This window comes from Halomonas sp. MS1, from assembly GCF_024182575.1.
Classification (GTDB): Bacteria; Pseudomonadota; Gammaproteobacteria; order Pseudomonadales; family Halomonadaceae; genus Vreelandella.
The window spans coordinates 827,521-842,274 of the sequence record NZ_CP098926.1 but is presented as its reverse complement, the minus strand read 5'-3'; the positions used below and the strand labels follow the sequence as shown (position 1 = coordinate 842,274).

Below are 14,754 nucleotides of genomic sequence, written 5' to 3'. Positions count from 1 at the left end.
ACCTTCAGTGTTGGTGTGTCTTGCTAGTCCCCTCTGAAATACGGGGTCGTTCTCTTCTGAAATGCGGATACGCCGCGTTTGAAGTCGTTGGATTTAACGAGGGCATTCTGCTCTTCGGCCTCGGCCTTCAAGGTGTCGGTAAGGGGGCGGCCAACCATGCCGCGCAAAAGCTTTTTCGCTGCGGCGTTGGCCAAGGGAGCCGTGCACGCAAGCTGCTCTGCCCAGGCGCGGGTTTCGGATTCCAGTACCCCAGCGCTGAAAACCCGATTGGCGATGCCAGACTCCCTGCATTCGTCGGCGGTGATCCGACGACCTTCAACGATGGCCTCCAGGGCGCGGTGGTACCCCATCGCATTCATCAGTTGAAAGCTGCAGCCACCGTCTGGGACGATGCCAATCGCTGCGAAGGCCAGGTAGAGTGAGCTGTCGTCGGCCATTGTGATGAAATCGCAGTTCATGGCGATTGCCGTGGCGATGCCTGCGCAACTGCCGTGAAGCTGAGCGATAAAAAGCTTCTGGCTGTTTTGAATGGCCTCAATAAGCGGCAGATACTCTCCGACGATCAGGTCGGAGATCGGGTCATAGTCAAAGTCACCCAGGTCATTGCCCGCCGAAAACCCACGCCCAGCCCCTTTGATGATGCAAACCCGCAGAGTGGGGTCCGTCTCGACCGTGGTTAGCGCCTGGAGGAGTTCCGAGCGCATCGTTTTGTCAAAGGCGTTATAGGCCTGCGGGCGATCCAGAGTAATCGTGGCGACGGCTCCAGCCGTCTCTAACAATACTAAGCTCATGGCGGCGTTCCTCAGGTCAGGCAGTCGCTGTTACGCAGAGCTGCAATGTTGTAATCGTTAAAGCCCGCCTCACGCAGGATCGCTTCCGTATCAGCGCCGGGTGCACCAGGGGATCGAAGGGCTTGTGCCTGGGTCCGGCTGAAGCGGGGAGCCGGGGCGGCCTGCAAGACGCCGTCATGGTTGGCGAAGATCCCACGTGCAGTGTTGTGAGGATGGTCAGCGACTTCGGCGAGATTCAACACTGGGGACACACAGGCATCAGTGCCCTCGAAGCGTTTGGTCCATTCAGCTTGTGTGCGCATCTTGAAAATCGCTTCGTAATGCGCGTGCATCTCGGACCATTGCTCAGGATCGGTTTGCTTGGCGCTTTCCATTTTCGGCAAGTCAGCGAGTTCCAAAAACTCGGCAAAAAACTGGGGCTCAATGGGGCCAGCCGCCATATACTTTCCGTCAGCGGTCTCGTAGCAGCGGTAGAAGGGAGCGCTACCGTCAAGAAGGTTACGCCCTCGCGTATCATGCCATTGGCCTCGAGCCGCCATCGTGTGCAGCAACCCCATCATGGCGGGTACGCCGTCAACCATCGCGGCGTCAATCACCTGTCCCAAGCCTGAGGTCTGACGTTCAAAAAGCGCCGCTAAAATGCCAAATACCAGAAACATCGAGCCGCCGCCGAAATCCGCGACCAGATTGAGTGGGGGGAGTGGCGGTCGATCCGGCGCGCCGATCATCTGCAGCGCCCCGGTCAGGCTGAGGTAATTGATGTCGTGGCCCGCGCACTGTGCTAAAGGACCGGTCTGCCCCCAGCCGGTCATCCGCGCATAGATCAACCGGTCGTGCAGATCGTCCGGTCCAAGGCCTAGTTTTTCCATCACACCAGGGCGGAACCCCTCTATCAGAACATCCGCACCATCGATGACCTGGCGGATAGCGGCGCGCCCTTTCGCCGACTTTAGGTCAACGGCGATGGAGCGTTTGCCTCGGCGATTGATGTCGGTCTTGTCAACAGGCCCTGACTTCCGATCAACGGCGATCACGTCCGCCCCGAGGTCCGCGAGCAATTGCCCGGCCAACGGTGCTGGTCCGAGCCCAGTGAACTCGACTACCGTCAAGCCTGTCAGCGGACCACTCATGGCAGACGTACTCCGCCATCCAGACGCACCACCTCACCATTGATATAGGGATTTTCAATTATGAACCGCACGAGGTGGGCAAGTTCGGAAGGTTTGCCCAGGCGTTTGGGCAACAGTGGCTGTTGAGCGAGCGACATCTGCGCCGCCTCGGGCAGCGAGGCCATCATGGGGGTCAAAAAGAGTCCCGGGGCGACCGTATTGACACGTATACCGTAGCTCGACAGATCGCGCGCCATGGGCAAGGTCATCGCCGCGATCCCCCCTTTGGAGGAGGAGTAGGCTGCCTGCCCCTTCTGGCCGTCGTAGGCGGCCACCGAGGCCATGTTGACAATGACACCGGCCTCGCCGTCGTCATTTAGAGTGTTATTTTGCATACGTTGGGCAGCAAGACGAGCAACATTGAAGCTACCGACCAGATTGATGTCGAGTACCTTGCGATAGGCCGACAAGGCGTGCGGCCCATCGCGCCCCAGGGTTTTGACGGCAATCGCGACCCCGGCGCAATTGATGACGGCTGATACCCGACTGAACGCTGCCTCCACCGCATCAAACCCCGCAGCAACACTCTCCTCATTGGTCACATCGACCGCGCAGAAGAGGGCATCTGGCCCCAGCTCTTCGGCCAGTGCCGTGCCCTGTTCAGTATTCAGATCGAAGATTGCGACCTTGCTGCCGTGGGCGACGAGGTCTCTAACGCAGGCTTCTCCTAGCCCCGATGCACCGCCGGTAATGGCTGTCACTGTATGCTTGAGCTGCATGTTACGTACTCCTAATTGACTTGGGTAACGCCTAAAAAAACAGTTAAAGGCACGCTACCTCATGCCACGTTCGTCAAGGCCGAGGCTGCGACCGATGATTTCCTTCATGATTTCCGATGTGCCAGCATAGATCCGGCTGATCCGCGCATCCGCGTAGTGGCGGGATATCTCGTATTCCCGCATGTAGCCGGCACCGCCATGTAGCTGCAGGCATTCGTCCACGACCCGTCCCTCGGTCTCGGAGGTGAGCAGCTTGGCTTGTGCCGCTAGATCTGCGGTTAACTTGCCCTCCAGATGCATCGCCGTGCAGTGATCGACGAAGACTTGAGCGGCATCCAGTTGCGTACGCATTTCGGCCATCTTGAAGCGGCTGTTCTGAAAGCTGCCGATCGGACGTCCAAAGGCATTGCGGTCTTTGATGTACGCAAGCGTCACCTCAAAGGCGCGCTCGGCCCGTGCGACATAAGATGCCGCTCCGGTCAGCCGCTCCTCGGCCAGGCCCACCATCATCGCTTTGAAGCCCTGGGTCGGATCGCCCAGCACGTTCTCTTTCGGGATTTTTACATCATCGAAGAACAGTTCGGCCGTATCCTGCGAGTGCAGGCCAAGCTTTGCGAGTTTGCGTCCGCGCGTGAAACCCGGCATGCCAGCCTCCACCAGGAATAACCCTAGCGACCTCGCGTTTTGGGGGGCCGTACGTGCGGCAACGATTACCGTGTCGGCCAGAATGCCGTTGGATATGAACGTCTTGGCACCGTTCAGCAGCCAGTGATCGCCTTTGTTCTCGGCCCGCGACCGGATGCCCGCGACGTCCGAGCCCGTTCCTGGCTCGCTAATGGCGATGGCAAGTATATTGGTGCCCGCGACGATTCCTGGAAAGAAGCGGGCCTTCTGCTCGGGCGTCGCGAACTTGCGGAAATAGGGACCGACCACTCGGTTATGCAGAGGAATGAAAAGTCCCGCTTCACGCCACGTCAGTTCCTCTATCAGAATCTGATCAAAGCGGAAATCATCCAGACCCAGGCCGCCGTACTCCTCCTCTGCATACATGGCGAGGTAGCCCTGTTTTCCGGCGGACTCCCAGACGTCGCGGCTGACCATGCCGGCCTGTTGCCATGTGTCATGGTGCGGCACAACCTCATCTTCGGCCCACTTCCGGACAGAGTCGCGGAACATATGGTGCTCTTCGTTGAATAGAGGGCGATCAAGCATCTCAAGCCGCCTCTTTCAAAATGCCGCGCAGGCGACCTAGCTGGGCATGTGTCACGCTAAAGCGTTCGCCATACTGGGCGGCTAACTCATCGGCTCGCGCCTTGAATGTGGCAGGGCCGATGCCTTTGATAAATTGCAGCGCGCCGCCAGTATGAGCAGGGAAGCCGATGGCAAATATCGAGCCCACATTGCCTTCCACCTCGGTGTTTAGCACCCCTTCATCGAGGCAGCGTAGGGTTTCGATCGCCTGACGGTACATCAGCCGATCCATCGCATCGCTCAGGGAAACGCCGCGATCCTCAATCATGAACTGATCGAGTCCTTTCCACAGCGATTTGCTGCCATCGGCGTGGTAGTCGTAGAAGCCGGCACCATCCCAGTTACGGCCTCGGCGGCCCATCTCGCACATCATTGTCCCGATGCGTTGGGTTGCCGTGTTGTGTTGGCCGAATGCCGACTCCTCGCCCAGGCGCTGATCAAGTTCCTGGTGGGTGACAAATGCCTTGCGGGTTAGCTCCATTGATACTTCATCATGGACCGCCAGCGGGCCGACTGGCATGCCCACCTTCCAGCCTGCTCGTTCGATCTCAATCGGAGCAACACCGTCCTGGAGTAGTTGTAAACCTTCATCGAGATAAGTCGCGAAGACCCGGCTGGTGAAGAAGCCTCGGGCGTCATTCACCACGATCGGCAGATAGCCGATCTTAGCGACATAGTCATAGGCTTTGCGCAGTGTCTCGGTGCTGGTCTTTGCGCCGCAGATAATCTCGACAATCTTCATCTTGTCGACTGGGCTGAAGAAGTGCAGACCGATGAAGCGGCTTGGATCAGGGCAGAACTCCGCCAGAACTGAGATCGGCAGCGAGGAGGTATTGGAGGCATAGAACCCTGTTGTGGATAATCTGCCAAAGGTAGCGCCGATTACTTGCTCTTTTATATTGATGTCTTCAGAGACCGCTTCGATGATGATCTCAACACCCTCGAGATCGCGGTGATCCTCCGAGGGTTGGATAAGCCCTAGCAGCTTATTCTTTTCAGCTTCTGTTATGCGTTTACGGGCGATCAGTTTGTTGGCCAGTGTCTCTGCATTGGTCTTGCCCTGTTCGGCGTTCTCAATGCGAATATCCGTCAGCACTGTGTGAATGCCCTTAAATGCGTTGATCCAAGCAATCCCAGCACCCATCATGCCGGCCCCCAAAACGGCGGTACTCTCGAAGCGAAACTCTGAGCCTTCCGGACGGATGGCGCCCGATTTCACCGCTTGTATGCCGAAGAAGAAGGTCGAGATCGCTGCCTTACATTCTGGTGTCGGGATCAGAGCGACGATGCCGCGGCTTTCGGCGCGCAAGGCGCTGTCGAAACCCATCCGCATCGAATTGACTGCGATATCCACGATCTTTTCCGGTGCAGGCATTAACCCGCGGGTCTTGTTGAAGAGCATGGTCGGCGCCATCGTTGCTGCCATGCGCACATTGGGGGCATCGGCGCCGCCGCCGGGATAACTGAACCCCTTTTGGTCCCATGGCTGCACATGCGCCTCGGGGTTGGCCTTGACCCATGCTTTGGCGGCTGGGATCAAGGCGTCAAGCGTGTCCACGACCTGCTCAACCAGCCCAAGTTCGAGCGCGGCTGTCGGACGCAACTGCTTGCCTTCAAGGAGCAGCGGAAGGGCTTTTTCCAACCCCAGTTTAGCGGTCAGGCGCACCACACCACCGGCACCGGGCAGCAAGCCCAGTTGAACCTCGGGCAGGCCGACGACGGCCTTGGGATGGTTCACGACGATTCGGTGATTGCAGGCGAGGCACATCTCGTATCCGCCACCGAGAGCCGCTCCGTTGATCGCCGCCACTACGGGCACCGGAAGTTTTTCTAGCAACCGGAAAGGGGCCTTGTTTCGTTCGATGTAGTCCATGAGCTCTTGCGGGCTCATGTCATTGGCGAGGATGTCCTCCAGGTCGCCACCGGCAAAGAAGGTCTTTTTGGCCGAGGTGAGCACGACCCCGGTCAGCCCCTGTTCGGCCTTCAGCCGCTCGATCAACTCGAACATGGCGTCCAGCCAAGCCATGGTCATGGTGTTTGCGGCTTTGTCTGAGGCGTCAAAGGTTGCCGTTACGATACCGTCGGCGTCTTTTTCATAGGTGTATTCGCTCATGCCTCTGCTCCTCAAACGCGCTCGATTATTGAGGCGATGCCCATTCCACCGCCCACACACATGCAGATCAGCGCACGCTTTAGGTGGCGGCGCTCCAGTTCATCAATCATGGTGGAAACCAACACTGATCCAGTCGCCCCTAAGGGATGCCCCATAGCGATCGCGCCGCCGACGACGTTGAGCTTTTCATCGGGCACGTGCAGATCTTTTTGGAGGCGCAGCACCACTGATGCGAAGGCTTCATTGATTTCCACCAGATCGATGTCTTCTGCGGTCAGCCCGGCCTTGGCCAGTGCCTTTTTGGCCGCGGGACCGGGGCCGGTCAGCATGATCGTAGGCTCGCTCGCTGTGACGGCAACCGAGAGCACTCGGGCGCGAGGCGTCAGCCCCAGATCTTTGCCAACCTGTGCGTTGCCGACCATCACCAGCGATGCACCGTCCACGATTCCAGAGCTATTGCCAGGGGTGTGAACGTGGTTGATCCGTTCCACATCGGTGTACTTTGCGAGCGCCACGGCGTCGTATCCGTATCTCCCCATCCCGGCAAAGCTGGGTTTAAGCGCGCCAAGGGTCTGAATGTCGGTGTGCGGTTTGATGAAATCGTCGCGCTCGAGCACGATCAGACCATTCTCGTCGCGCACCGGCACGACGGACTTATCGAAGTAGCCGGCCTGCTGAGCGGCAGCGGCTTTTTTCTGGCTCTTGACCGCCAGCTCATCGACATCCTCGCGACTGTAGCCATCGAGGGTGGCAATCAGGTCAGCGCCGATGCCTTGCGGTACGAAGCCGGTGGCAAGCACCGTTTCCGGATCTTCGGAAAAAGGCCCGCCGTCGCTGCCCATGGGCACACGGCTCATGCTTTCGTAGCCGCCAGCGCAAATTAGGTCTTCCCAGCCAGAAGCGACCCGCGAGGCCGCTGCATTGAACGTGTCCAGACCAGACGCACAGAAGCGGTTGACCTGCGCGCCTGGCACGCTCTCATCCCACCCGGCTTTTTGCAGTGCAATTTTTGGCAGAACGGCTCCCTGTTCCCGTACAGGGCTGACACAGCCCAGTACCACATCGTCGACACGTGACGTGTCCAGGTCGTGACGGTGCTGCATCTCTTTCAGCAATGTCGTGACAAGATTGATGGGCTTAACCTCGTTCAACGCACCGTCCGGTTTTCCCTTTGATCGCGGCGTTCTGATGGCATCGTAAACATATACGGTCTCGGTCATCTTGCTCTCTCTTCGTGCGAGGGGCTTTGGCTGCAGTTGACACTTTATAGCTAAAATAAACATAATATGTCAATTATAAACACATGTGTTTAATTTTGATCCGTCGCTATTACGTCAATAATTCCAGTGGAAGCCCGGATCATGGGGTTCGTAAGGGCGCGATAGTGCGTTGGCGTGGGCTAAGGGATAGCCACGCTTACAGAGCGGGTTGAGGATTAGACTAAAGAACAGTTGTGATCTATTTTGAACATTAGTGTTCATTGTGCGAGTATAAATACACTCGAAGGTGGACTTGAAAGTAAGCAAATAATATTAGATATGGGCGAGAGAATAATGAGCAAAGAACAATACAAAAGTATTGCTACTATTTTTGGGGAGGGGGGGCGCCCCAAAAATAGTCAGCGCGAAATTAAAATTATAGATACAACTTTTCGAGATGCTCACCAAAGCCTTTGGGCAACGCGCATGCGCACTGATCACATGCTGGGTATCGCAGAAACAATGAATAAAATTGGCTTCCACCATATTGATATGATGGCACCTATTCAGTTTGATGTTTCAGTACGTTACTTAAAAGAAGACCCTTGGGAGAGAGTAAGAGAACTACATAAGGCTGCGCCTGAAACAAATTTTCGTGCGCTTATTCGTTCCAAAAATATCGCCTCATTCGACTTCCTTCCTGATGATGTTATTGATGGGTGGGTTGACCAGTTGTTTAACAACGGGTTTAGAGTTATTGGAGCGTTTGACGGATTGAATGACGTTTCTAATATTGCCCGTTGTTTAAAGCGTGCTAAGAAGCTAGGGGCTTATACATTTGGTGCACTTTCTTTTTGCGAAAGCCCAGTACACACAGATGAGCTTTTTGTAAATACTGCTATTGAGTTAATTGAACAAGCAGATGTAGACGCAATCATGCTCAAAGACGCTGGAGGGTTACTTACTCCAGAGCGAATTCGTACTTTAGTACCTGCTGTTAAGAAAGTCATTGGCGATCGCCCACTTGAGCTTCATAGCCACTGTTTAACCTCATTGTGCCCACTCGTATATTTAGAAGCTGTCGAGCTTGGATGTGACCTTCTACACACATCTATTTCTCCGTTGTCAAATGGAGCTGGGCAACCTGCTACTCAGACAATCGTCAAATCATTGCGAGAGCTTGGTTACATAGTCAATGTTGACGATGAAAAAATCGATGAAGTCAGCCGCTACTTTAAACATATTTGTGAAGTCGAAGGAAAGCCAGAAGGTAAGCCTGCAGAATATAACCCCTTACATTACAAACACCAACTGCCAGGAGGGATGTTATCAAACTTTCATGCTCAGCTAGAAACGGCGGGCTTGGGGGAACGGTATGAAGAGTTATTAGAGGAAATTGCTAAAGTAAGAAAAGAATTGGCATGGCCAATTATGATTACTCCCTTTGCCCAGTTTGTGGGAACACAAGCAGTAATGAACGTTATCTCGGGTGAGCGCTATGGCACTGTGCCGAATGAAATTAAAAAGTATGTCCTTGGTTATTATGGGCGCCTGTTAGGGCCAGTTGATCCAGATGTCTACAAAAAGATACTTAAAAATGGATCATCGGAGATCAGTGAGAAACCAACATTACCTAAACCAATGATGGGTGATCTTGCCCAGCAGTATCCAAACGCAACAAAAGATGAACTATTGCTGCGTGCTATGTTCGCGGGTAATCAAGTTGATGCAATGAAAGACGCAATTACCAATGGCGAGTCTGGAGATGTCTATAGTGGTGAACTTATTGCTTTCATCAAAGACCTTGCTGGCGGAGATGAAAAACGAGTCAGTTTGTCCACTGGTAATTTGAAAGTTTCAATTTCACGTTAAAATAATTATAGAAGGAAAAACTGTAATGAAAGACTTAGATATCAGCCTTAATGATTTGAAACAACTAACTAAGTGGGTTAAAGAGAGTGGCGATATCCGTGAGCTATCGCTTTCATGTAATGGGTTAGATTTTTTTATTAGTCGTAATGAAAATACTAACCGCGATGTCACTTCTCAAGCGCCTGTAGCACCAATGCCAGCACCAGTCGCGTCTAGCTCCAGTTCGCAAGAAAAAATTGAGGTTAAAGACTCGGTAAGTGTGCCGATTGAAAGTCCAGCAGCACCGGCAGGTGAAGTGACGGTTGGTGAGAATGAGGTTTTAATCAAAGCGCCCATGGTGGGCACTTTCTATAAATCACCAAAGCCAGGAGCTCCTGCTTTCGTTGAGGTAGGGCAGCAGGTGAGTCCAAAATCAATTGTTTGCATTATCGAAGTAATGAAGTTGATGAATAATTTAGAAGCTAAAGTAGATGGTCGAATAAAAGAAATTTACGTAGAAGATCAGCAGCCGGTTGAATTTGGTCAGCCCATAATGCTTATTGAGAAAGTATGATTCTCTTCTTGGTTAAATGGTGCCGCCCATGTTGAAAAAAATAAAAAGCGTTATGATAGCTAACCGTGGAGAGATAGCGCTCCGGGTAATTCGAGCTTGTAAGGAGCTCGATGTAAAAAGTGTCGCTATTTATTCAGAAGCTGATAAAGACTCGTTGCCTGTGCAGCTCGCTGATGCTGCCGTTTGCATTGGCCCCGCACCGGCTCAATTTAGCTACCAGAACCAAGAAACAATCATTAGCGCAGCGTTAGCATTTGGCGTAGATGCTATTCATCCTGGTTATGGATTTCTTTCAGAAAAAGCAGATTTTGCAAAAAAATGTGAAGAAAATGAAATAGTTTTTATTGGGCCATCTGCTGACATAATTAGCAAAATGGGAGATAAAATAGAGGCTAGAAAAATAGCTGATTCTGCCTCAGTTCCTACAATACCGGGTTCTGATGGAGCTGTGAGAGAGCCTGAAAAAGCGTTGGAAATAGCACAAAAAATCGGTTTTCCACTCCTTATCAAAGCTTCTGCAGGGGGTGGTGGTCGAGGAATGAGAGTTGTCAATTCAAGAGAGACCTTAGAGCAAGATTTGAATGAAATAATGTCTGAGGCTGAAGTTGCTTTTGGTGACTCATCTGTTTATATCGAAAAATATTTAATAGATATCCGTCATATTGAAGTTCAATTACTTTCTGATGGTATTAACTGTATTCATCTTGGCGAGCGTGACTGTACCGCCCAGCGCAGGAACCAGAAGTTAGTCGAAGAGGCTCCATCGCCAGCACTAAGCGCTGATCAGCGTGAAGATCTATGCAAGTCTGCTGTACGCTTGGCTGAAAAAGTTAACTATAAAAGTGCTGGAACAGTAGAGTATGTTTTCGACAATATAGATAAGAAATTTTATTTTATCGAAATGAATACTCGTGTTCAGGTTGAGCACCCTGTGTCTGAAATGATTACGGGAATTGATATTATTAAAGAGCAAATAAAGATCGCAGATGGTCAGCAGTTGAAGTGTAAGCAAAAAGATGTCGTGCTGTATGGCCATTCGATAGAGTGCCGTCTTAATGCTGAAGACCCGCAGAACGGATTTATGCCTTGTCCAGGCACTATTAATTACTATCGACCACCAGGTGGTTTTGGCATCCGCATGGATAGCCACTTAGTAAGTGGCTATAAAATCCCTCCCTATTATGACTCTATGATCGGCAAGTTGATCTGCTGGGGAACTGATCGTAATGAAGCCATTATTAGGATGACGCGAGCCTTATCTGAAATGAAGGTCGAAGGTGTCAAGACAACAGCCAGCTTTCATAGCGAACTAATTAATAGTGAGAGCTTTAAGTCTGGAGATTTCAATACGGCCTTTGTATCAAGTCTACTCGAAAAATAATTTAAAAAATAAGAGATAATGTATGAAAAAGCTAAAAAATAAAATTAAGCACTGCGCAATCTTAATTGCTGTCGCAAGTACTTCAGTTGCTGGATTATCTTCAGAAATTGAAGCTCAGGAGCTTAGTATGCTGGCTGGGTATCCTTCAAACTTTGCTTGGTACAGAGAAATTGGTCCTGCGTTTATTGATAGGGTAGATGAATTATCTAGTGGCAGTGTACGGATTAACGTACATGGGCCTGATGTAGTGCCTGCATTTGAGCAGCTGCAGCCTGTTCAAGCTGGGGCATTCGATTTGCTATTTACACATCCAGCTTATCACTCCGGAACAACCGGGGTAGGCCTTTCTATTGATGCTATCGACGTAAATCCTATTGAACGTCGCGAGGAAGGTATCATTGATTATATTGATGAGCATTATCAAGAGCGTGGGCTAAAGCTTATCTCAGCGCCATCTACTGGTACAAAGGGCTTCCGTTTTTATCTTCGTGATCCTATTACAGGAGAGCCAGGACTGGAAGGGCGCCGTATTCGCGGGACGGTTTCATACCAATCTATTATCGAAGAGCTTGGTGGTGCTCAAGTAAATATGCCCGTGACAGATATTTATACAGCATTGCAACGCGGCGTTATTGATGGTGCCGCCTGGGGGTTGACTGGCGCTAGTGATCTTCAATGGCACGAAATTATTGGCTACATGACGGATCCCGAATTTGGACAAGTCGGCGTAATGATTTTTATGAATCTTGATCGCTGGAACTCATTAGATACCGCTGCTCAAGAAGTGCTTGTCGAAGCTGGTAAGCAAATTGAAGTTGATTCTGTTGCCCATTTTGATGCGTTGCAACAAAAAGAAGCAGATTTTCTTAAGAATAATGGGGTTCAGATTACTTCTTTTAGCCAAGCTGAATCTGACGATCATGAGCGCCTGTGGGCTGAAGGCGTATGGAAAGTAGCTGAAGAGCAAAGTGGTGATGATGCTCGGAAATTACGTGAATTGGCAAAATCAGCTGATATGTCTTACTAATAGCGGCCATCTTATGGCTGGGTTTTTCCCCAGCCATATAAGGTTTTATCTATGTTGACGAAAATAATTAATGTGCTCACCCGAGTTTGTTTTTTTATGGCCTCTTTAGCTTTAGGGCTTATTGTCATTGTTTTTTGTATAGAAATAGTAATGCGTTACTTCTTTGCGGCTCCGACATCATGGGCTACTGATACCGTTACTTTCCTGTTCTGTGCATCATTAATGCTGGCGTTGCCAGAGGTAACTAGAGAAGACGGCCATATTGCGGTATCTATTCTGCTCGATTTTTCCTCAGAAAAAATTTCAAATACAATGAGGCTAATTATTTATGGAATGACTTTTTTGGTTGTTTCTTATGTAACGTACATTTCTGCAATAGAGTTCTTTAGATTGTACCAAACGGGTATTAATACATTAGGTTCATTTCGTATTCCAAAGTGGTGTGTGTTTTTATTTATACCTCTGGGTTTTATCTTGTCTGCTCTGCAAATTGTTATATTGTTAAGGAATCAGTTTTCTAAGGTGTTGTTAACTAGAAGAGGAACTTGAAATGGAATGGTACTGGATGCTTACGATTTCTTTTCTGTTTTTACTTGTGTTAATGGGAGTAGGGCTTCCGGTTTTTGTGGCATTCCTAATTGCTAATATAACAGGTGTTTTGCTAACGCTAGGAGAGAAAGGTTTCGGCATGTTCAGTAATAGCATGTATGAAACATTAACATCAGAAAGTTTTGTTACTATACCGTTATTTGTTTTGATGGGTGAAATATTGTTTAGATCTGGAGCTGTCGATGTTTTGTCCACAGCACTGGATAAGTGGATTGGTAAAGTTAATGGCCGGATGTATTATTTAGTTATTGGGCTGTCGACTTTTTTTGGAGCGCTTTCAGGTGCAGCAGCAGCTGTTGCTGCTATGTTAGGACGTTCTATTTTGCCGAAAATGCAAAAGCTTGGCTATGACACGAATCTAACGAATTTTACAATACTTGGTGGTGCTTCTTTAGCGCCAATCATTCCACCCAGTTTGCTTGTCATTGTGATTGGCTCGTTAGTTCGTGATACCTCTATTGCTGGTCTCCTGGTTGCGGGCATCATTCCAGGGTTTTTAATATCTTTGATTCTCTTTTTATACATATATTTTCGTGTTTCACGAGACCCAAATCTTTCTCCTGATAATAATGCAGGCGTAGAAAATTATTCAACTAAGGAGAAACTGGGTGAAGTGCTTAAAGCATCTCCATTTTTCATCGTTATTTTTTCTGTTATGGGGTTGATTTTGCTAGGTGTTGCTACGCCATCAGAGGCTGCTGCGACTGGTGTGGTGGGAGCTGTTATTACTGCGTCTATATATAAGTCTTTTCATCTCAAAATGTTATGGGAGAGCTTGCAGTCATCTGTGAAAATTAGCCTTATGATCGTGATCATTGTGGCTAGTTCAAAGCTTTTTGGACAGCTCCTTTCCTTTATGGGTGCCACTTCAGGGCTGATTGATTTTGTCAGCACGCTTGAGCTTAGTGATTGGATGATGTTTTTTATATTAATGTTGATTCCTTTTGTGTTGTGTATGTTTATTGATCAGTTTGCGTTTATATTGTTGGCGATCCCCCTTTATGCGCCGATTGTTAGTGCATACAATTTTGAACCTATTTGGTTTTGGACTATTTTCTTAATTAATCTGACAGTGGGTAGCCTGACGCCTCCTTTCGGTTATACGCTTTTTGCTTTAAAAGGCTCTGCTAATAGCGTTTTAATATCTGATATATATAAGAGTGCCTGGCCTGTTGTCGCGTTGTTTCTCGCTTCAATTGTGCTTTTCTACTTTTTTCCGCAAGTTATAACTTACTTGCCAAGTGTGTTATAGGCGGAATCAAGCTTTCAGCACGTCGTTGTAAGCAGTCAGCCAGACCACGTCTTGAGCATTGCCAAGACGTATAACCAGCAGGCGTTTTTATCAGCGCTTGCCCCTAGCGCGGTGTAACGAACTTCGCGACGGCGATGATACCGCCTAGATGATGGCACCGTGACCGATCCAGTCACGGTGCCAACCTCAGAACGCTGGCGGGTTGCTTCGCGGGTGCACGCGCTTACGCAGGGCTACAACTGGCTTCTACGATTCTCAGCTTACAACTGATCCAGGCGATCAAACTTCCCGGCGATATCGCTCTCTGTCCAGTGGGGCACCCAGCCTTCAACGTTATCGAAGAAGCGCAGTGCAGTGAATTCTGGCGCTGGGCCCATATCAAACCAATGGGGCGTGTTAGCAGGTACGCTGATCAGGTCATTGCGAGTACACAGCACCTGATACACCTTATCTTCAATATGCAGGCAGAAAAGCCCCTGGCCTTTAACGAAGAAGCGCACTTCGTCTTCGTGATGGCGGTGTTCGTTTAAGAACTTCTGGCGCATGGCGTCTTTGTCTGGGTGCGTGGGCACCATGTGCAGCACATCGACGGTTTGATAGCCGCCGATGGCCTTTACCCGGTCGATGTCGTCTTGGTAGAGCGCCAAAATGTCTTCCTGGGTGGCATCGTCGGCAATTTCGCCCGGCGTTGCCCAGCGCTCAAACAGCACACCTACCTTGTTCAGCTCAGCAGTTATCTGCTCGCCGTCGGTGATGTCTAGCAGGGCATCGTTAGGGTTCTGATCAGCAAATACTTTCAGTTGCGACATTCTAGGCTC

The 14,754-nt window shown here is 50.5% G+C and carries 13 protein-coding genes; 6 read left to right on the top strand and 7 right to left on the bottom strand.

The window, feature by feature from the left end; translation table 11 throughout:
• Positions 1-23: 23 nt before the first annotated feature.
• The 6 genes from NF683_RS03895 to NF683_RS03870 are packed head-to-tail and all read right to left on the bottom strand — an operon-like array spanning position 24 to position 7,263.
• Positions 24-791, bottom strand: a complete 768-nt coding sequence (locus tag NF683_RS03895) for an enoyl-CoA hydratase/isomerase family protein (RefSeq protein WP_089040694.1) — start codon at positions 789-791, stop codon at positions 24-26.
• Between the two features lie 11 nt (positions 792-802).
• Positions 803-1,921 carry a CaiB/BaiF CoA transferase family protein gene (locus tag NF683_RS03890; RefSeq protein WP_089040695.1) on the bottom strand — a complete coding sequence of 373 codons (1,119 nt, stop codon included), beginning with the start codon at positions 1,919-1,921 and terminating at the stop codon, positions 803-805.
• Positions 1,918-2,679, bottom strand: coding sequence for an SDR family oxidoreductase (locus tag NF683_RS03885; protein ID WP_089040696.1), 762 nt, complete (start codon positions 2,677-2,679; stop codon positions 1,918-1,920). Before NF683_RS03885 ends, NF683_RS03890 begins: the two co-directional genes overlap by 4 nt.
• A 54-nt stretch (positions 2,680-2,733) precedes the next feature.
• A complete protein-coding gene (locus NF683_RS03880) occupies positions 2,734-3,891 on the bottom strand; it encodes an acyl-CoA dehydrogenase family protein (protein ID WP_253921307.1) in 1,158 nt (385 codons plus the stop codon).
• Between the two features lies 1 nt (position 3,892).
• Complete coding sequence (locus tag NF683_RS03875; RefSeq protein WP_089040698.1) at positions 3,893-6,043, bottom strand: 3-hydroxyacyl-CoA dehydrogenase NAD-binding domain-containing protein; 2,151 nt, start codon at positions 6,041-6,043, stop codon at positions 3,893-3,895.
• Between the two features lie 11 nt (positions 6,044-6,054).
• Positions 6,055-7,263: an acetyl-CoA C-acetyltransferase gene (locus NF683_RS03870; protein ID WP_089040699.1), complete on the bottom strand. Its 1,209-nt coding sequence runs from the start codon at positions 7,261-7,263 to the stop codon at positions 6,055-6,057.
• Positions 7,264-7,596: 333 nt separating this feature from the next.
• Here NF683_RS03870 and NF683_RS03865 point away from each other — a divergent pair, with 333 nt between their 5' ends.
• From NF683_RS03865 to NF683_RS03840, 6 genes are read left to right on the top strand one after another with little or no spacing between them, the layout of a single operon-like run.
• Positions 7,597-9,114 (top strand): pyruvate carboxylase subunit B, encoded by a 1,518-nt coding sequence (locus NF683_RS03865; protein ID WP_253921306.1) that lies wholly within the window; start codon positions 7,597-7,599, stop codon positions 9,112-9,114.
• A gap of 25 nt (positions 9,115-9,139) precedes the next feature.
• A complete protein-coding gene (gene accB, locus NF683_RS03860; RefSeq protein WP_253921305.1) occupies positions 9,140-9,667 on the top strand; it encodes an acetyl-CoA carboxylase biotin carboxyl carrier protein in 528 nt (175 codons plus the stop codon).
• 28 nt (positions 9,668-9,695) lie between these two features.
• On the top strand, positions 9,696-11,048 hold the full coding sequence (gene accC / locus NF683_RS03855) for an acetyl-CoA carboxylase biotin carboxylase subunit (RefSeq protein ID WP_253921304.1): 1,353 nt from the start codon (positions 9,696-9,698) through the stop codon (positions 11,046-11,048).
• A gap of 22 nt (positions 11,049-11,070) precedes the next feature.
• On the top strand, positions 11,071-12,075 hold the full coding sequence (gene dctP, locus NF683_RS03850; protein ID WP_253921303.1) for a TRAP transporter substrate-binding protein DctP: 1,005 nt from the start codon (positions 11,071-11,073) through the stop codon (positions 12,073-12,075).
• Between the two features lie 51 nt (positions 12,076-12,126).
• Entirely contained in the window at positions 12,127-12,624 is a 498-nt protein-coding gene (locus tag NF683_RS03845) for a TRAP transporter small permease (RefSeq protein WP_253921302.1), read from the top strand.
• A gap of 1 nt (position 12,625) precedes the next feature.
• Positions 12,626-13,936: a TRAP transporter large permease gene (locus NF683_RS03840; protein WP_253921301.1), complete on the top strand. Its 1,311-nt coding sequence runs from the start codon at positions 12,626-12,628 to the stop codon at positions 13,934-13,936.
• Between the two features lie 260 nt (positions 13,937-14,196).
• Here the strand turns inward: NF683_RS03840 and NF683_RS03835 are convergent, their stop codons facing one another.
• Positions 14,197-14,745: a 1,2-dihydroxy-3-keto-5-methylthiopentene dioxygenase gene (locus NF683_RS03835; protein ID WP_125751775.1), complete on the bottom strand. Its 549-nt coding sequence runs from the start codon at positions 14,743-14,745 to the stop codon at positions 14,197-14,199.
• Positions 14,746-14,754: the final 9 nt, after the last annotated feature.